Origin of the sequence: Jeotgalibacillus sp. JSM ZJ347 (assembly GCF_044383825.1) — a bacterium.
GTDB lineage: Bacteria > Bacillota > Bacilli > Bacillales > Jeotgalibacillaceae > Jeotgalibacillus.
Map to the genome: position 1 here is coordinate 1 of NZ_JBISEN010000009.1, position 19,529 is coordinate 19,529.

Annotated in this window: 16 protein-coding genes and 2 riboswitches; of the genes, 1 reads left to right on the forward strand and 15 read right to left on the reverse strand. The window is 42.2% G+C overall.

Going from position 1 to position 19,529, the window contains the following annotated elements; genetic code table 11:
- Nucleotides 1–495 precede the first annotated feature (495 nt).
- The 15 genes from ACH6CZ_RS15485 to ACH6CZ_RS15555 form a co-directional block, all read right to left on the reverse strand.
- Nucleotides 496–669: a hypothetical protein gene (locus tag ACH6CZ_RS15485; RefSeq protein WP_374098347.1), complete on the reverse strand. Its 174-nt coding sequence runs from the start codon at nucleotides 667–669 to the stop codon at nucleotides 496–498.
- 292 nt (nucleotides 670–961) lie between these two features.
- Nucleotides 962–3,034, reverse strand: coding sequence for a glucose-specific PTS transporter subunit IIBC (gene ptsG / locus ACH6CZ_RS15490; protein WP_374098348.1), 2,073 nt, complete (start codon nucleotides 3,032–3,034; stop codon nucleotides 962–964).
- A gap of 137 nt (nucleotides 3,035–3,171) precedes the next feature.
- The gene (glcT, locus tag ACH6CZ_RS15495; protein WP_374098349.1) at nucleotides 3,172–4,008 is read right to left on the reverse strand and encodes a glucose PTS transporter transcription antiterminator GlcT; all 837 of its coding nucleotides are present in this window, start codon (nucleotides 4,006–4,008) and stop codon (nucleotides 3,172–3,174) included.
- Between the two features lie 76 nt (nucleotides 4,009–4,084).
- Complete coding sequence (locus tag ACH6CZ_RS15500) at nucleotides 4,085–5,422, reverse strand: NCS2 family permease (RefSeq protein WP_374098350.1); 1,338 nt, start codon at nucleotides 5,420–5,422, stop codon at nucleotides 4,085–4,087.
- Between the two features lie 96 nt (nucleotides 5,423–5,518).
- Nucleotides 5,519–5,620, reverse strand: a riboswitch (purine riboswitch).
- A gap of 74 nt (nucleotides 5,621–5,694) precedes the next feature.
- Entirely contained in the window at nucleotides 5,695–7,248 is a 1,554-nt protein-coding gene (guaA, locus tag ACH6CZ_RS15505) for a glutamine-hydrolyzing GMP synthase (RefSeq protein ID WP_374098351.1), read from the reverse strand.
- Between the two features lie 527 nt (nucleotides 7,249–7,775).
- Nucleotides 7,776–7,877: riboswitch (purine riboswitch) on the reverse strand.
- Between the two features lie 38 nt (nucleotides 7,878–7,915).
- Nucleotides 7,916–10,129, reverse strand: coding sequence for a DUF4129 domain-containing transglutaminase family protein (locus tag ACH6CZ_RS15510; RefSeq protein WP_374098352.1), 2,214 nt, complete (start codon nucleotides 10,127–10,129; stop codon nucleotides 7,916–7,918).
- On the reverse strand, nucleotides 10,126–11,331 hold the full coding sequence (locus ACH6CZ_RS15515; RefSeq protein WP_374098353.1) for a DUF58 domain-containing protein: 1,206 nt from the start codon (nucleotides 11,329–11,331) through the stop codon (nucleotides 10,126–10,128). Before ACH6CZ_RS15515 ends, ACH6CZ_RS15510 begins: the two co-directional genes overlap by 4 nt.
- Nucleotides 11,331–12,275, reverse strand: a complete 945-nt coding sequence (locus tag ACH6CZ_RS15520) for an AAA family ATPase (protein ID WP_374098354.1) — start codon at nucleotides 12,273–12,275, stop codon at nucleotides 11,331–11,333. The genes ACH6CZ_RS15515 and ACH6CZ_RS15520 overlap by 1 nt, the downstream gene beginning before the upstream one ends.
- 290 nt (nucleotides 12,276–12,565) lie before the next feature.
- The gene (nadE, locus tag ACH6CZ_RS15525) at nucleotides 12,566–13,393 is read right to left on the reverse strand and encodes an ammonia-dependent NAD(+) synthetase (protein WP_374098355.1); all 828 of its coding nucleotides are present in this window, start codon (nucleotides 13,391–13,393) and stop codon (nucleotides 12,566–12,568) included.
- A gap of 5 nt (nucleotides 13,394–13,398) precedes the next feature.
- The gene (locus ACH6CZ_RS15530) at nucleotides 13,399–14,886 is read right to left on the reverse strand and encodes a nicotinate phosphoribosyltransferase (RefSeq protein ID WP_374098356.1); all 1,488 of its coding nucleotides are present in this window, start codon (nucleotides 14,884–14,886) and stop codon (nucleotides 13,399–13,401) included.
- A 20-nt stretch (nucleotides 14,887–14,906) separates the two neighbouring features.
- Entirely contained in the window at nucleotides 14,907–15,458 is a 552-nt protein-coding gene (locus ACH6CZ_RS15535; protein ID WP_374098357.1) for a cysteine hydrolase family protein, read from the reverse strand.
- A 119-nt stretch (nucleotides 15,459–15,577) separates the two neighbouring features.
- A complete protein-coding gene (locus ACH6CZ_RS15540; RefSeq protein ID WP_374098358.1) occupies nucleotides 15,578–16,600 on the reverse strand; it encodes an STAS domain-containing protein in 1,023 nt (340 codons plus the stop codon).
- Nucleotides 16,601–16,703: 103 nt separating this feature from the next.
- Nucleotides 16,704–16,937 carry a hypothetical protein gene (locus ACH6CZ_RS15545; RefSeq protein ID WP_374098359.1) on the reverse strand — a complete coding sequence of 78 codons (234 nt, stop codon included), beginning with the start codon at nucleotides 16,935–16,937 and terminating at the stop codon, nucleotides 16,704–16,706.
- Nucleotides 16,930–17,556 carry a protein kinase family protein gene (locus tag ACH6CZ_RS15550; RefSeq protein WP_374098360.1) on the reverse strand — a complete coding sequence of 209 codons (627 nt, stop codon included), beginning with the start codon at nucleotides 17,554–17,556 and terminating at the stop codon, nucleotides 16,930–16,932. Before ACH6CZ_RS15550 ends, ACH6CZ_RS15545 begins: the two co-directional genes overlap by 8 nt.
- 123 nt (nucleotides 17,557–17,679) lie before the next feature.
- Nucleotides 17,680–18,303: a flavodoxin family protein gene (locus ACH6CZ_RS15555; protein ID WP_374098361.1), complete on the reverse strand. Its 624-nt coding sequence runs from the start codon at nucleotides 18,301–18,303 to the stop codon at nucleotides 17,680–17,682.
- A gap of 292 nt (nucleotides 18,304–18,595) precedes the next feature.
- Between ACH6CZ_RS15555 and ACH6CZ_RS15560 the strand changes: the two genes are divergently transcribed.
- The gene (locus ACH6CZ_RS15560) at nucleotides 18,596–19,459 is read left to right on the forward strand and encodes an STAS domain-containing protein (protein WP_374098362.1); all 864 of its coding nucleotides are present in this window, start codon (nucleotides 18,596–18,598) and stop codon (nucleotides 19,457–19,459) included.
- Nucleotides 19,460–19,529: the final 70 nt, after the last annotated feature.

A 19,529-nucleotide genomic window follows, 5' to 3' on the forward strand; every position in this document is an offset into this window, starting at 1 on the left:
TCATTGTCTTTTTTATTCGAAAAAGACTTAAAATCTTAAACGTTGACGTTTGGTTGTTTAGTTTTCAAGGTTCAAATACTTCTTATCGAAGCGCCACTCTCATGAGCGACTTGATTATCATATCATGGTATCTGATATTTTGTAAAGTCTTTTTGAAATCTTTTTTAATTTCTTTTTTTGAGGCAACATCATGCGCCATAAAAAAAAGGAAAAGAAAAAAGCCTTAACGATCATCTTGAAATGTACGCCTCTTCAAAAGAGAACTTTACTAATCTATCACACCTCCGTGAAATGAGTCAATGCTTTAAGAGCATTTCAATTATATAATTTTATTCAGAATATTACAATACTTTTCAGAAAAAAATATTGGTTTTTTATTCACCCTTTTAAAAAGGGTGCTATGTTACATATCAGCGTTGTTGTCACTAACATTAAAAGGACATACAACTAAGTGTAAGTCCCAGGGTACTTTTAATGGTTCTCCAATGTATTATATTAATTTTCATTGCCTAACTTGCTGTTTTTCTTTCTCTTAAAAAGAATGTAAATCGCATTGCCAGCCATCACTAATAAAACAATAGATAGATGTACAATCGCATATGTTAAGTTTAATTCGCGCTGGACAACAAGGACACTAATATAAGTCGTGAACATTGTCACTATAGCCAATACACTTAACTTCCACTCAGAGTTAAAGAGATGATTCAATTTTATTCCCCCTTCATATTTGTTTTCTTAATTTGAACTTATAGATGGTTTATAAAAGAAGTTGTAACAAATAAGGTTAACTCCTCCCTAAAATCAAATATTCTATTTATTTAGAAATATCAGCTAACATTAGTTTATCATATGTTTTGCATCTGTTTTATAATATCAGTCGTTCTCACCCTCATCACCATTCACCTTTTAACATACTCAAAAAAATGCCGTGCCGGTTTTCAAAGCCGGCACGGCATTTTGGTTATTTTACTTCTATTATAGAAGCATCTCCTCTGTTAACACTTGTCTTCTTCACTTCAACTGTTTCGCCATTCATTAAGTTTGTAAAGACAATCGGCGTCATAATTGAAGGAACCTGACTTTCAATCGCTTCAAGATCTGCTTCAAGAATAAGGTCACCAGCTTTCACCTGATCTCCTTCATTCACATGAACAGTGAATCCTTCACCATTCAATTTAACTGTATCGATTCCAAAATGAATCAGAATTTCCTGACCCTGATCAGATTCAATGCCAATTGCATGTTTTGTCGGAGATACGTTTACGATTTTACCATTCACCGGAGAATGAACGATTCCGTCTGAAGGTTTAATCGCAAATCCGTCGCCCATCATCTTACCTGAGAATACCTGATCAGGCACTTCAGTAATAGATACAGCTTCGCCATTTAATGGTGAAACAAAATCTCCAAGTACTGCTACTTCGTTTTGAACGGCAGTTGCTGCTGTTTCTTCGATTTCTTTTTTAACTTCCTTTTCAGCATCAACTTTCACCGGTCTCGGTGTCTTTCCTTCCATAATATCTTTCATCTGATGTCTCAAGCTGTCAGAACGGGGACCAAAGATCGCCTGAATATTATTTCCGATTTCAAGTACACCTGATGCACCAAGGTGCTTTAATTCTTTTTTATCAACTTTTGATGGTTCTTTAACCTGTACACGGAGTCGCGTAATACATGCATCAAGGTTTGCAATGTTTGAAGATCCACCCATCGCATCAAGAATGTCATGAGGCAGGTCAGATTTTGAAGAAGCTGCACGTGAATCGTCAGCACCATCTTCTTCTTTTTCACGGCCTGGTGTTGCAAGGTTAAACTTACGGATTGCAAAACGGAAGCCGAAGTAGTAAATTACAGCGAATACTGCACCAACTGGTAGTACAAGCCACCAGTTTGTCTGAGGGTTCAGCGCACCAAATAGTAGGAAGTCAATGAGACCACCTGAGAATGTCATACCAATCTTTACATCAAGTAAATGCATAGTCAGGAATGAAAGACCTGCAAATACTGTGTGTACTGCGAATAGAATTGGTGCAACGAATAGGAATGCAAATTCAATTGGTTCAGTAATACCTGTCAGGAATGAAGTCAAAGCAGCTGACCCCATGATACCTGCTACAAGCTTTTTCTTTTCAGGACGTGCTTCATGATAAATCGCAAGTGCAGCTGCAGGAAGACCAAACATCATAAACGGGTATTTACCAGTCATGAAGGTACCTGCAGTCAGATCCTGTACGCCGTCACGAATCTGCGCCTGGAAGATTGAATTATCTCCACGTACAGTTTCACCAGCCGCATTGATATAAGTACCAAATTCAAACCAGAACGGCGTGTAGAAAATGTGGTGCAAACCAAATGGAATTAACGCACGTTCAATGACACCAAAGACAAATGCCGAGACTGCAAGATTCGAATTCAGCATGACATTTGAAAATGCATTCAGCCCTCCCTGTACAGGCGGCCAAACAAAGATCATTACAAGACCTAACACAACTGCAGAAGCAGCAGTCGCAATTGGTACAAAACGCTTACCTGCAAAGAATCCAAGGTAAGTTGGCAGTTCAATATTAAAGAATCGGTTATACATGTAAGCGGCTAGCGCACCGACAATGATACCACCGAATACACCGGATGAAAGCGTCGGGATCCCAAGCATTAATGTATAGGCAGGATCTACGCCTTCACCTGTAACATCTGCAAGCTCAAGACCAAGCGCTGTCCCCATCGTAGCATTCATGATCAGGTAACCGACAATCGCTGCAAGTCCGGCAACACCATCGCCGCCTGCAAGTCCAATCGCTACCCCTACTGCAAATAGTAATGGGAGATTATCAAAGACAATTCCACCAGAGTTCTCCATGACACTTGCTACCATGACAATCCAGTCACTTGTCAGGAATGGTGCAAGGTTTGTCAGCGTTTCATTCTGCAGTGCATTACCGAATGCTAATAGCAAACCGGCAGCAGGCAAAATCGCAACTGGCAGCATAAGTGCTTTACCAATCTTCTGAAGCTGACCAAAAAACTTCTTAAACATATTGTTTCCTCCTTTTTAAGTTATACAGCAAACAAAAAAGGCATGAGTAAAAGAAGAACGTGTAGGTACACGTATCCCGTTAAAGGGAACATTCTTCATTTACTCATGCCTGATCGTATCAGTAACACGTAAATGTATTATTTCATTTTTGTCTGAATACGCTGCAGGTGCATCGTCAGATAGACCGCTTCTGCATCATATACAGTTTTTTTTAATGTTTGCTGCATAATTTTTATCAGTTTCCATGAGAGATTATAGCACATCGGATATTCTTCTTTCAATAGCAAAGCGATTTTTTCCGGTTCATCTACTTTTTCTCCTCTGACAACCCGCTCCACTGTGTAACGGAGATGCCTGACAAGCCTCATATAATCAATGCTTTCTTTATCAAGCTGAACATCAAATTGCGTTTCAATCAGCTGTACAAGTCTTCCGATCAGCTGTGAATGCGAATTAACTTCATGTACATTCCGGTTCAGCATTGCGCTGTGTATATGCAGTGCAATAAAACCAATCTCACCCTCCGGCAGATAAATATGTGCCCGATCATTGATCAATTCAACAACCTCTTTTGCAATTTCATATTCATAAGGGTAAAGCGCTTTCGTTTCCAAAAGAAATGGATTTGAAATCGACATCCCTCTCATCAGCCGGTTGACCGCAAAGACAAGGTGGTCTGTTAAAGCAACATGAATATGCTCATTTAAAAACGTCTGAGTACGTTCACGAATCAGTTCAATCGAAGAAATAATCACTTTCAGCAGATCATCTTCAACGTAAGGAAGCAGCTTTTTAAATTGATCCTGCTCCTTTTCATCACGCAGAACAAATAGCTTTTCAACATCCTGCTCACTGATGGTTGATTGCGTCTGCCGCTTAAAGCCAATTCCCTTGCCGATCATGACAACTTCTGAGCTATTCAGTTCAGCAATCAACACATTATTATTCAGTATTTTTTTTACTACATAGCTCACGTCCATCACATCCGCCTGTTTATTTTGATTTAAAAAAGAGCTGTCCGAACGAATCGGAAGCAGCTCTTTTAGCTTATTACGAAAGGAAGATGAAGTAAAGCACAAAGATTACAAATAAAGCATACATCACAGGGTGAATCTGCTTTCCTTTACCCATCACAATCATTGTAATCGGGTAGAAAATAAATCCGATTGCAATCCCTGATGCAATACTGTATGTCAGTGGCATAGAGATAATTGTCAGGAAGGCCGGCACCGCGATTTCAAAGCGTGTCCAGTCAATCTTACTTAGCGCAGATACCATCAGTACACCAACGATAATGAGCGCCGGCGCTGTTACCGCACTTGTGATCACCTCAAGCAGCGGGAAGAAGAAAATAGATAGTAAGAACAATACTGCCGTAACAACTGAAGCAAAACCTGTACGGGCACCTGCGGCAACACCTGAAGAAGACTCAATGTAAGATGTCGTTGTTGATGTACCAAGTACGGCTCCAAAAACTGTTGCAGTTGAATCTGCGAAAAGTGCACGGTTCGCACGTGGCAGCTTGCCGTCTTTCATCAGACCCGCCTGGTTTGTTACCGCTACAAGCGTTCCTGCTGTATCAAAGAAATCAACGAATAAGAACGTTAAAACGACCACGAGTAATTGAATGGTAAACAAGTCACCAGGGCTTGAGAAAATCGGTTCGAGCGCTGCACCAAACGTTGGCGCAAGACTAGGTGGTGTTGTTTCAATTACTTTTTCCGGCCGGTCAATCAAACCGAAGAGCATCCCAACAATCGCTGTAATGACAATCCCGAAGAATATTCCGCCTTTAATCTTACGTGTCATCAGAATAACCGTAATAAAGATTCCGAAGATCGCAAGAAGTGTATTTCCATTTGTCAGATCACCAAGCGCTACAAGCGTTGCGTCATTCCCGACGATGATACCAGCGTTTTGAAAACCGACAAAAGTAATAAAAAGTCCAATACCTGCCCCAACTGCAAATTTTAACTCTGCAGGGATCGCATTAATAATCCTTTCACGCACACCAGTAACCGTTAATACCATAAAAATAAGTCCTGAAAATAAAACACCAGTTAATGCTGTTTGCCAAGGGATTTCCTGCGTCAGGATAACTGAATAAGCAAAGAATGCGTTCAATCCCATACCCGGTGCCAGCGCAATTGGATAACGCGCGAGCAGACCCATTACAAGTGAACCGATTGCTGCAGCAAGTGCAGTCGCTACGAATACAGCGCCGTAATCCATGCGCATCGCATCCGGTAACCCTTCAATATCCGCTAAAGTCAGCGTTAACGGGTTAACAACCAGAATATAAGCCATTGCAAGGAAAGTTGTTAATCCCCCAATGAATTCACGCTTATAGTTCGTGTTTAATTCTTCAAACTGAAAATACTTCTTCACTACTGTTCCCTCCGAAAAAAATCGAAGTATAACGAAAAATCCCCAAACGCACTCGTCGTTTGGGGATGACTAAAAGGATTAAAAAAGCTCATATCGAACTTTTCAAAAAACCTGCGTAGTCAAGCTATTTACGGTAGCTTGGTAGAGACTTTCGGGCCATATCCCCGACGTTATACGACGAAAAATTATTTGATGTTGTCATTGTACCAATGCCTTCAAAAGGCGTCAATATAAAATACGAACATTTTAATTATAATCAATGTTAATATTCGTTATTCCCACTCAATTGTGCTAGGTGGCTTACTCGTTACATCATACAGTACGCGGTTGATTGAATTTACTTCATTTACAAGGCGGACTGATATCTTTTCAAGTACATCCCACGGAATTCTTGCCCAATCTGATGTCATACCGTCGATCGAGGTCACTGCACGGATACCAATTGCGTAATCATATGTTCTGGCATCACCCATAACACCTACACTTCTGATATCAGGTAAGACAGTGAAATACTGCCAGATATCACGGTCAAGACCAGCTTTTTTAATTTCTTCACGCAGAATGTAATCTGATTCGCGAACAATCTCAAGCTTCTCTTCTGTAATTTCACCAAGTACACGGATACCAAGACCTGGTCCCGGGAAAGGCTGACGCCAAACGATTTCATCAGGAATACCAAGTTCACTTCCTAGCGCGCGGACTTCATCTTTGAATAATGTATTTAACGGCTCAATCAGTTTGAACTGCATATCTTCCGGAAGACCCCCCACATTGTGGTGAGACTTAATTGTCTGTGCAGTCGCTGTCCCGCTTTCAATGATATCTGTATAAAGCGTTCCCTGTGCAAGGAAATCAATGCCGTCAAGCTTAGTCGCTTCATCATCAAATACGTAAATAAATTCATTCCCGATAATTTTACGTTTCTGTTCAGGGTCAGATACACCTTTCAATTTACTCAGGAAACGTTCCTGCGCATCAACTTTAATCACGTTCATGTTAAACCCATCAGCAAATGTCTTCATTACGCTGTCCGCTTCACCTTTACGAAGAAGCCCGTGATCAACAAAGATACATGTCAGCTGGTCACCGATTGCTTTATGGATCAGAACAGCAACAACTGAAGAATCCACACCGCCGCTCAGTGCACAAAGTACCTGACGATCGCCGACTTCCTGACGGATCTTCTCAAGTTCAATTTCAATAAAGTTTTCCATTGACCAGTCGCCTGTGCAGCCACAAGCATCAAATACAAAGTTTTTCAGCATGTCGTTACCGTACTCAGAGTGGCGCACTTCCGGATGGAACTGAACTGCGTACAGCTTCTGCTCATCGTTACTGATTGATGCAACCGGGCATGAAGGATTTGTTGCAACCACGTCAAATGATGGCGGCGCTTCAACTACAAGATCTCCGTGACTCATCCATACTGTCTGCGTAAGTGGAAGATCCTTAAACAGACCTTTCGCTTCCTGAACCTGAATATCAGCCTTACCGTATTCACGATTTTTCGCTTTTTCAACCTTACCGCCAAAGTGCATCGTCATCAGCTGCATACCATAGCAGATCCCAAGCACCGGGATACCAAGGTCAAAAATACGCTCGTCCGCACGGAACGATTTCTCGTCATATACAGAATTCGGACCGCCTGAGAAAATAATACCTGAAGGATTCAGTTCCTTAATTTCCTCAGCAGTAATGGTGTGCGGATGTAATTCACTGTATACACCGAACTCGCGGATACGGCGTGTGATTAACTGATTATATTGACTTCCAAAATCGAGTACAATGATCATTTCCTGATCCTGCATTTCTTCTTTACCTAGCATGGATGGTCACCTCATTCAATTATTTTTAAATCTATACTTTTTACACCTTCAAAATATATTACTCTGTTAAAGTTGGTTGCTGACTTACGATTCAGGCGGACGCTTTCCGGATGGAGTTTGCTGAGCGCTACGGGGTCTTAGCTTCCCTCTAATCGTCCCGGAGTCGCCACCTTACGCTTCAGTCATCAGCTGTATAAACACTTTATTTCACTTTAACAAAGCAAAAATAGAAAAAACGCCTGTACGAAAAAGAGTCATCCTCTTCTTCCCTTCAAGCGTTTTAACAAGGCGGTCTTTTTAACAAAGGTAATTTAGGTGCGGGTTCACTGATCACCAACATCTTTTTACAATTGTTCATTATAAGATTCTGTTGTATATGCACTGTTGACCGTAGCGTAAGGCGGCGACTCCAACGGGAGAAAACGGACAGGTGAGACCCCGCAAGCGGAGCTGAGGAGGCTCTACCGCCGTTCCCGTGCAAAGCGTCCGCCTGTAGCGCAGGTCAACAGACAAAGTAACAGAGATATCTCAAAAAAGACCGCCTTCATAGTCAGACCATTTATGGTGATCCGGTAGAAACATCCGACCCATATTATCGGACATATATGAAGGGGTATTATGAAGCTGTCATTAATTTTCACCATTTTAACGCCTTGCTCATGCCCGGTCAACCGGTTGTCTTTTTAATTAAATCTTCCCACAATTCGCGCATATTTGACCATTTATCTTTCGGATCTTCACTACGGTATACAATGCGCTCATACTGAGCAGTGAGTTTACTCATTTCGTGCGTGCCAAAAAACTTGTCCACTTCTCTCGCGTAAGCGCTAAGCGTCTGTGTTTCTTTTCTGCGAAGCCCATAACGCTGAAGCTGTTTTAATAGAGAACTGTATGCTTTCGGATACACTTCGCTTCCTTTTTGGCCGCGGTAATACCTGATCAGCACATATGGGATCCAGCGGTTTCTCTGACGGTAAATGATCGTCACGGCAGCCACCATCAGAACTGTAACGAGAAATAAAATCAGACGATTCTCAGCTACAAAGTTTCTAAATGATTCAAAGCCACCCGGTCCTGATGTTCCATCATCATCCACGCTTCCTGTTACACTGACATCTTCCTCAAGAGGTTGCGGTGCTTCAGGCTCAGGCTCCTCCTCAGTCTCCGGTGTTTCAGGTGTTTCTGATTCAGAATCCAGATCAAGATCATAATTCAATGATATATTATTTGAAAAAGAAACAGTCGGCTCGAATGGAACCCATCCGACCTCAGGGAAGAATACTTCAACCCATGAGTGCGCATTGTTATTTGTCACTTCATACACTGAGCGTCCGTCTCCCAGGTTATTAATTACTTCTCCACCTGTATACCCTTTTACCCAACGGGCAGGTATATCAATAGAACGCAGCATCACAACCATTGAAGTGGAATAGTTATCACAGTAGCCACGCTGTGTTTCAAATAAAAACTGATCAACGTAATCTTCATTGCCTTCCGGTACCGGAACATCTTCCTGCTCATACACAAAGCCGCTTCTTGAGAAGTATCCTTCTACCGCCTTTGCTTTGTCATACCAGTTATCTTCACCCTCAGTGATATCAAGGGTAAGCTCACGGATTCTCTCCGGCATATTTTCAGGCAGCTGAAGAAAAGGTGCCATGGAAGCTGCATCCCCGCCCAGACCTGTTGTATTCCTGAGTGCCTGCAGGCTGTATCTTGGTTCACGGAATTCCCATTCGTATTCACCAAGCTCCACTGTGTTTCCATTCTGGTAAGATGTAATCTTCTCAGTAACCGGATTAAAGCGGAATTCCTCTGCTTCAGCATTCGCTACCTGATCAGGCACATAAGGGTATACAAGGTGATTATAGGTTAGGTCAACATCAATCGAAACAGTCTGTGTTTCAGACTCCTCATCAATTTTAGCCAGCGTCAACGGAGCCGGCTCATTCACAGCAAAAGAAGCCTGACTATCTGCCTCCCTTGATTGCTCCCAGCCTTTTCCTGTATACGTATCTTTTGTTTCAATCCGCCAGTATTGATCTCCCTCGACTGTTGCCTCAAAAACTTTTGTTTCATCTCCTACAAACGAACCGCCAAGCTCGGAATCATCAACTCCATAACCAAGGCGATTTACTCCGCCCGAACCAACACCGGCACCTTCACCAAACGATGTCAGAAATGGTACAGGGTCCGGCCAGACAGGTTCAGCTTTCGGAGCTGCATAAGCAGCTGCAGAACTGAATGCAATCAGAATCGCAAGTGGCAACAGCCACCTTTGAACCTGATTCATTGAAAGCGATATCCGCTCCTGGTCAGCCATTCTCTGAAGACCGAGCAGACCGAGTAACAGGAACCCGAATAAGATGACTCTGACAATCGCCATACTGCCGTCATACGGACTGAATGTATCCAGAATCGTGATATAGATGACGGTAAACAGATAAAATAAAAACATTTGCTTTCTGATCGCAAGCCAGTAATTCATCAGGTATGCGGTCAGCCACAGCAAAATGAAAAATAACAGACTGCGGAATAAATCCGATACGCCTCCCCAGTTCTGCTGAACCGTCAGGACCACACTTTCTCCGATTGAAGAGGTAAATTCCCCAATCCATTCTCCTTCACCAATCAAAGGCACATCAAAATATAAATATTGTAGTACGATCACAATAAAGCCGATTTTTATTGCCCCGGAAATAATCCAGTTTATTTCAAAATAATACAAAAGGAGTGACAGGCCTGCAAAGATCACAAAGAAATGTACATTCGCTGTTTCGGTAATCTGTTCAACCGGTCTGAGCCATTCCCATAAAAGGAAAAAGCTCAGTACATATAAAATCAGCGTCGCAACATCACTCCAGCCAAATTCTTTTTTCACGCCTGCTTCACCTCCTTGAATACAGATGCAAATTGGCGTTTATCACATTCTCTTAGCACAATTCCTTTTGAAGCAGCGAGTCCTGCAAGCTGTCTGTGATCCTGATTTAACCTGACAGAAGGATGCTTAACAAACAGAATCATCGGCGCCTGACTATTCTTTGATACTTTACTGATCTCATCGATCCCTTCTCTTGTAAGATTTGAAGTAATCAAGATCAATGCTGACGTTTTTAAAATATCTGAGGCATTTTGTTTCAGCACAGTTTCAAAGCTGCTTTCCTGGTCTGGCTGTACCTTCGCGAGGTAATAATCGATCTGCTTCTGGTGACTTTCACCACTTTTAAGCGGCGCATATTGAACAGCCAGACCCTGTGAAAAGTACCCGGCCTGTGCTCCTTTTCTGATCACGCCCCTGATCACTGAAGCTGTCAGAACGACCATATCTTCAAATGCCTTACTTGGAGTGCGGTCAAGTACCACCATCACATCATGAGATTTACGCTCTTCAAATTCTTTCGTTTTTAAATCATTTGTTCTGGCGAATGATTTCCAGTGAATCCAGGAAACACGGTCCCCTGTCTCGTAATCTCTCACACCTGTAGCAAGTGTCGTATCCTGCTGAAACTTGATATTGGAGGAGGCCACGCCCTGATCAAATCGTGCCTGGAGAGGCTGGTAATCAAGCACAATATGCGATGGATAGACTAAAATGGTATGCTCCTGTTCAAGCCGGCTGGATTTCTGTACCAGACTGAGAAAATCTCCCGTTTTCAATTCAACACTTTCAAACGTGTGTTCACCCCTTGGGATATTCTTAATTTCATACTCTAAGACAATTTCTCTTTTAAACCATGGGTGAACAAGTTTTTTTGCTGTGCTGTCCTGCTGAAAAATATTTCCTTTTATATGCTCCTCAGCTACCAGATAAAAGAGTGGAAAAGGCAGCGTTCTTTTCAGATGAATACTGATCGCTACATTCCCGCCTGCTTTCAGTTCTTTCGTTTTAATCACTCTGACCACATTAAAATCATTCAGCGGATAGACCATCATCATCAACGAATAAAGTCCAAAAGGCAGAAAGCTGTAAAATAAAAACCAGCTCACAAAACCACCCTGAAACATGGCATATGAAAAAGTCCCGACCAATAGCACTGTGACGAGTAAGACCTTTGCAATCCCGAGCAGAACCTGGAGTTTCATCACTTGGCCATCCGATGAACCGGTACTCTTGTGCGGGCAAGAATCCGTTCGATTACTTCTTCCGGTTCAATCCCTTCATATCTTGCCTCAGATTTCAGGATCATTCTATGTCCAAATACAAACGGGACAAGGAATTGCACATCGTCCGGAAGCACGTAATCCCTGCCATGCAGCATGGCATAGGCCTGGCTCGCTTTCATCAGCGCGATTGATCCACGGGGACTCACGCCAAGGTAAACATTTGCATGATCTCGCGTTTTGCCAGCCAGTTCAACAATATATTCTTTGATCTTCTCATCCACGATTACTTTTTTTACTTCATCCTGCAGTTGCTGGAGCTCTTCAAGTGTAATCACAGGTTGCAGATCATCAATTGGAGGGGCAAACTGTATGCGGTTCAGTACTTCCATCTCTTCTTTTGCATCCGGATATCCCATTTGCATTTTTAACAGAAAGCGGTCAAGCTGCGCCTCGGGCAGCGGATACGTCCCCTCGTATTCAATCGGGTTTTGTGTAGCCATGACAAAAAACGGTTTTGACAACTTGTGCGTAAAACCGTCTACTGTCACACTGCCCTCTTCCATACTTTCAAGTAATGAAGATTGTGTTTTCGGAGATGTACGGTTAATCTCATCAGCCAGTACAATATTACCCATTATCGGTCCAGGGCGGAACTGAAATGTCATTTCCTTTGGATTATAAATTGATACACCGATTACATCTGAGGGAAGTAAATCCGGAGTAAATTGTATGCGGGTAAACTTTGCTCCGACAGACTTTGCAAGCGCTCGCACCATCATTGTTTTCCCTACGCCCGGCACATCCTCAAGTAACACATGCCCCTCGGCAAGCAGTGATACCAGACTTAATTCAGCCACCGTTCTTTTCCCAATCATGACCCGTTCGATATTCGTCAGTACCTGTTCTAACTTTTGGTGATACATGGTAGTCCCTCCCGTTTCTTCATAATTTCTCTATACATATCAGGCGTTTTTACCTGAATTTCATGTAAAATAGACACTCTATTTAGAATAATAGAAATAACTCCCTCTTACAACTGTCTGCAGGCGCTGAATATTACACGCAACCTAAAAGCGTAAGGCGCTTGCCCTGCTACGACAGCTGGACAATATAAAAACCGGACTGAAGGAAATTTCTTCAGCCCGGTTGAGCGGATCAGCAGGGCTAAAAAGGGGCTATTACCATTATGGACCAGCCTTGCTGAAACTAACCGTTATTTCCAAAAATCATCAAATACCGTAATTGGTAAGTTGCGCTTATGCTGCGTTTTTAAATAATGATTTTCGATTGTTTTTTGTGCCTGTTCACTTACTTTTTTACCCTCAAGATAATCATCAATTTCATCATAGGTTACACCGAGCGCTTCTTCATCCGATACCTGCGGACGGTCATCTTCAAGATCTGCGGTCGGGGCTTTTTTATAAAGGTGTTCAGGTGCACCGAGTTCCTTTAACAGCTGCTTGCCCTGTCTTTTATTGAGTCTGAAAAGTGGCAGAATGTCAGCACCGCCATCTCCGTGTTTTGTATAAAACCCTGTGACGGCCTCAGCAGGATGATCAGTCCCGATCACCACACCCTTACGCATTGCTGCTATTGCATACTGGGCTTTCATGCGCTCTCTTGCTTTTTCATTACCTTTTACAAAATCACTCAGTTTCACACCGGCTTCTTCAAGTGTTTTCACACTTGCGTCAACAGCGTGTTTAATATTAATGATCACTGTTTCATCGGCTTTCATGAATGCGATCGCATCTTTGGCATCCTGCTCATCTGCCTGCTCTCCATAAGGAAGTCTGAGTGCAATAAAAGTATATTTCTTTTCTCCTGCTTCTTCATTCAATTCATTTACAGCCATTTGTGCAAGTGTTCCTGCGAGTGTAGAATCCTGCCCGCCTGAGATCCCAAGTACAAATGATGTCAGGAATGTATGTTTTTTAGCATAGTCTTTTATAAAATCAATACTGCGGCGAATTTCTTCGCCAGGGTCAATCTCGGGTTTAACACCCATTTCCTTTACAATCTGGTCCTGCAATGTTGCCACAAAAATCACCTCATCATATTATTTGCCTGTGAATTTTTCACTGCCTGCTTTACTTCCTGAATATTTTTCATCTTGTTATCCCAGCACTTCTGACTGAGATCGACCGGATATTCTTCAGGGTTCATTGAGCGCTTGTACTCATCCCATAGCAGCTCCAGGTTTTCTGAAAGATACTGCTTAATATGTTCCGGTGATGGCAGTTCGTATTGGAGCTGCCCATTTTCAATCACAGTCCGGTGAAGATCCCTTGCTTCAAAGTTCGTCACAAACTTTGTTACGAACGTATGCACAGGATGGAACATTTTCAAGTGGTCCTCTGCCTGCGGATCTTCTCCTTCGAGTGTGATATAGTCACCTTCTGATTTATTATTTACCCTGTTTATAATACGGTACACCCGTTTCATCCCTGGTGTTGTAACTTTTTCGGCATTACTTGAAATCTTAATGGTATCAGTCATTTCTCCCTGCTCGTTTTCAATTGAAACGAGCTTATAAACGCCTCCAAGTGCAGGCTGGTCATAGGCTGTAATCAGCTTCGTGCCGATTCCCCAGATATCCACGACTGCGCCCTGGGCTTTCAAGTTAAGAATTGTGTACTCATCCAGATCATTAGACGCAATTATTTTCGCATCCTTAAAACCTGCTTCATCAAGCATTTTACGTGCTTCTTTTGATAAGTAGGCAATGTCACCGCTATCGAGGCGTATCCCTCTAAAGTTGATCCGGTCGCCCATTTCTTTTGCTACAGCGATTGCGGCAGGTACGCCGGACTTAAGCGTGTTATACGTATCTACAAGAAATACGCAGTCTGTATGTGTCTGGGCGTATTTCATAAAAGCAGTATACTCATCGCGGTAAGCCTGTATCATTGCATGGGAATGCGTACCGGCAATCGGCAGCCCGAACATTTTACCCGCACGCACATTACTTGTAGCAGAAAATCCGCCTAAATAAGCAGCACGTGTTCCCCAGATCGCAGCATCAAGCTCATGCGCACGGCGTGTTCCGAACTCCATCAGCACTTCATCACCAACAACCTGTTTGATTCTCGAAGCTTTTGTTGCAATGAGTGTTTGATAGTTCACAATGTTAAGCAGCGCAGTTTCAATTAACTGAGCTTCAACAAGTGGCGCTTCAACGCGCATAATCGGCTCATTTCCAAACACAAGCTCTCCTTCAATCATAGATCTGACCGTTCCTGTAAAACGGAGATTACGGAGGTATTCAATAAAGCCTTCTTCATAGCCGGCTTCATTTTGTAAATACGTCAGGTCAGACTCAGTAAATTGAAAGTTCGTTAAGTAATCGAGTGCTCTTTCAAGCCCTGCAAAAACGGCATAGCCGTTGCCAAATGGCAGTGATCTGAAATAAAGATCAAAAACGGCAGTGCGTTCATGCATGCCGTCTTCCCAATATGTTTTTGCCATGTTGATCTGATAAAGGTCAGTATGAAGCATCAGACTATCATCAGTATAGTTGCCCAGTGTATCCATAAACGATTAGCTCCTTACCGCTACCTTACTTCCGCTCCAAGCGACGAGGCAAAGTGATCAAGCGCCCACTCATGGCCTGCCTGATTAAAGCTTGCTGCCGCATTCTTGTGTACAACAATGTGAAACCCTTTATTATAAGCATCTACTGCTGTATGCAATACGCAGATATCTGTACACACACCAACGAGGTGCACTTCCGTAATGCCCCGTTCCCGCAGCAGCTGCTCAAGATTTGTCCCGGCGAAAGCACTGTAACGCGTTTTATCTATATATATCACATTTTCATCATCTTGAATCATATCATATAATTTCTGCAGCGAACCATATAGGTTTCTCCCGTCAGTTCCGCGTATATTATGCGGCGGAAAAAGCTTTGTTTCAGGATGATAAAGATCACCTTCTTCATGTAGGTCTATGGCAAAAACGACAAGGTCACCATTTTTATGAAACTCATTTGTCAGGCGTACCACTTCCTTTTCAATCACCTGCCCCGGTTCCCCGCAGGTCAATGACCCGTCAGTTGCAACAAAGTCATTTGTATAATCAATATTAATAAATGCACGTTTTGTCATGAATGTACGCTCCTTTAAAAACAGATAATTTCATTTTAACTTTACTTGTGTAAAGACACAAGTAAACGAATGGTATGTCGGTTTATACAAAAAGCTCCAGCAAATGCTGAAGCTTTTCATCAGATAATTTGTTTTCCCTGCTGACTGAGCGCATAGTAAATTCCGTGCTGCAACGTCTGGAAGCAGTGGAAATTAGTTATATCAATGCCTGATTCGGCAACGGTGATACTTAATTTCGCTGACAGCCCAACAAGTACAGTTTCCGTTCCAATGAGTGCCGCTGCCCCGCTGATTTTTTCAAGCAGACTCGTCGTCAGTTGATCAATCTCATCATCAAGTGCCGTCAGGTCGAGTACAAGATAGCTTGCTTGATAAGACGGCAGTTTACTCAGCGTGTTAAAAACCAGCTCTTCCGCTCGCTCCTCATCATATTTACCAAGCAGCGGAACAACGACAACCCCCTCAAGCACCGGAATAATCGGAGATGAAATCTGTTTGATTAACTCTTTTAAATCCCGCGTCTTATCTTCAACCATCGCTTCAAGCTGCATGATCTGCTGAGACTCTTTTTTTCTTGATAACGCATGAATGTTCTTGCTGATTGTGATATCTGATGGAAAATAATTAATCACCGTGGTTTCTGCTCCTGCAATCTGATCTTCTTTAATTTCAAACCATATATTTTGACCGAAGAACACACTGAAAATACCCGCGTAATGAGCCGGGAGAAAGTTCCCTCTCTTCTTTTTTCCCTGTGCTTTATTGATTTTATACTCCCAGCTGTCTTTTAATCTGACTTTTACCGTCTTGTCATTGGTATTAAGATCCTCAATGTGAGCATATCCCCAGCCTGCTGATGCGTAAGTAGAAGTAAGTATTTCAGCTGCTTCTTCGATCTTGAGATGCTTTAAATCCTCAAAGTATTTTCCGACAACTGTGCCCTGACGAAAACCGGCAGCCTCAAATACAAGCGTAGAAGCTTCTTCACCTGACACTTCTTCAATCGTGTCAAAGAATTCTTTCATCGCACTGGTAATCCAGAATAAAACAGCATCTTCATTTTCAAAAAGAAATTCTCCCTTGGATAAGTTCCAGTCAAATTGAAGACCATCTACATTGATACTATGATGATTATTTTTCATGTGACCACCTTTGTTTTATGTATTTATTACAATTACCTTCATACTAACAAAACTCCCGGGTTTTCACTAACATGATAAGAAAACAATCAATCAGCTTTTACTGTTACGATCGCAGAAGTTCTCCTATCAGCTGCAGCAAAAGCGGACTGATCATCATCAGACCATTTATTAATGCCAGCCAGATTCTTCTGTCAGCAGCTGCGCAGATTGCTCCTGTGGCTCCAAATAAAGGAAGTAAAAAGGTAATCGGCGAATGCTGCCCGGTGACAATCAGTAATAACCAGATCAGCATGCCACCTGCAAGACAGAGGTAAGCTGACAGCTCAAACTTATTCACTATTTAAGTACCTCCTTCTGATCATCGGTTCCCATGTTTTTTTATATAATCGTGCTGATCCGTTCAATAAAAATACCGGCAATTTTTTCGGAAAATACGGTTTCTGATAGTACTGCCAGCCCCTTTTGAGATCTTCCCACTGCCGGTCATATGTCTTATCCTGTCTGAATCGGGCGAGATCGATCATCATGATATGTCCATCAGGCCTTAAAATGATGTTTCGTAGGTGCACATCAGACGGTTTCAGTCCTCTATTCCTTGCAACACCAAGCGCTTCATCTACTTCGTCTACATGCTTTTTCTGAATCACAATGCCTTCTGACAGGCATTGAAAAAACGTTTTTCCTTCTACATAATCAATCACCAGATAATTTACACCTGAATCATACACTGACGGATAAAATTCACTTCCTGCAAGTAAATGATAAATCTCTGCTTCTTCTTTTGCTGTATGTTCATGTCCCGGAAAAAACACTTTCAATACTTTATTTTGATCTTTTATTTTGAATACTGCTGCACTTCTGCCAACGCCAATCAGCGAACACTCAGATGCAGCACTTAACACTGAGTCATTACCGTTGAACCTGACGCTCTCAGCCAATCCGCTGTAGTTCTCCACAAGATCAGCCCTCTCATTTATCAGTTAGCTGTTACTTTGACTATCTATTTTACAGCAAGACCCCTGATGTCAGAAGCAGTTTCTCTTTTCGACAAAAAGCGGCCCTCTTCAGAGCCGCTTCTCCTACATTGTATTTCCTTTAGCCGGTATTGGATTTTCCTTCAAGATCTTTGCCATGTGCAGTGTATTATAAGCAAGCATCTGAATATGAGACTGTGTAAATTCACTCTTGTACCCTTCTGCTTCAATATAAGATGGTCCGGGACCTGCTTCTCCTACCCAGTAAGCATCTACATTTGGCGGAACTGTAAAGCCGATATGAGACAGTCCATACAGCACCGAAGCAGCTGCCTGTTTTGCTCCATCCTCATTTCCGGTAATCAGTACACCTCCGACTTTATTGTAATAAATCGCCTGCCCTTTTTCATTTGTATCACCGCTGCCTCCATAGAGCCTTTCCATTGCGATTGTAGCGAGACTGCTTTTTTCACCTATCCACAGTGGTGTGCCGATCATTACAATATCCGCCGCCTTTACTTTTTCGTATATCTCAGGCCACTGATCATCTCCACCCATGTCTGTATCAATACCAAAAGCAATACGGTAATCAGCTAATCGAACAATTTCCACTTCAGCGTCTTCCTGTTCCAGTATGTCTGCCACCTGCTTTGCCATATAACCGGTATTTGATTCTTCATCAGATGATTTAAGCGATGCATTTAAAATAACTGCTTTGATCGTCTCCATCGAATCCCTCCAAAAATTTACTGTCTTATTCTAACTACCCGTAACTGAATAGTTAAACCATAAAAGTACATACTACTCCTTAGCTGATTCCGCCACCTCTTTATCAGATCAAAGAGATGGCACGCCAGGCATAACCAGTCAGAACCACAGTCCCAATTCACAGATCATTTTTGTGAATTGAGGCTGTTTATTTTTCCTAAAAGTCTTTTTACTTAATCAGTTTATCTAACGCAATCAAAGGGAAATGAATACTTTAGGTCCCAGACTTTTTACACAGAAAGGATTTACATATATGAATCAAATAAACACAGTGAAATTTAAAAATTTCGATGAAGCAGCGGATTCTATTTTGCAAATGATGGCTGGCACGCTTGATATTAATACGTTATTTATTGCGAAGAATGATCAGCATGTCAATGAGATTGTTAAGGTGGTCAATAAAGAGGAAACGTTGCTGCAGCCAGGCGAACAGCTGCCATTTAAAGATACATATTGTAAAGTCAGTGTGGATCATGGAAACGAATTGCTTCTGATTCCTGATATTACACAGGATGAACATACGAAGGGGCTTGCTGTAACGCAAAATCTTGGCAGCGGCAGTTTTGTCGGGATTCCAATTTATTTTGCAGACGGTAAAAATTACGGTACGATCTGCGGACTGGATACAAAACCTTTTGATTTAACTGAACAACAGATGGAACTTCTTGAGACCATGAGCTCACTTCTTTCTTATGTCCTCGAACTTGATGGCGCACAAAAACAGATTGATAACCTGTCAGTACCTATTGTACCGATTACAGATGGTGTAGCCGTCCTTCCCGTCATCGGCAGTATTAATGAAATCAGGGTTGGCAGAATTATTGAATTGACGCTGAACAGAAGTCAGGAGCTTGAACTGGAGCATCTTATTATTGATCTTTCAGGCATTATTGAAGTGGATGACCTTGTAATCGGGTCTCTTCTTAAAATCGTAAACCTCCTGAGCCTGATCGGTGTACATGCGATTCTGACCGGCATCCGCCCGGAAACTGCGCTGCAGGCAAATCAGTCTCAGATTGATATTACAAAATTTGATGTAGAGACGAACCTCGAACGTGCATTGACTAAGCTTGGATTTCAGTTGGAGAAAAAGCGAAAAAGTTCTCATCCTTTTTGAAATTGAATGAGAACTTTTTTAATGTCAAAACTTATAAATTTACAGCCTTATAGCACCTGTGCTAAATTAA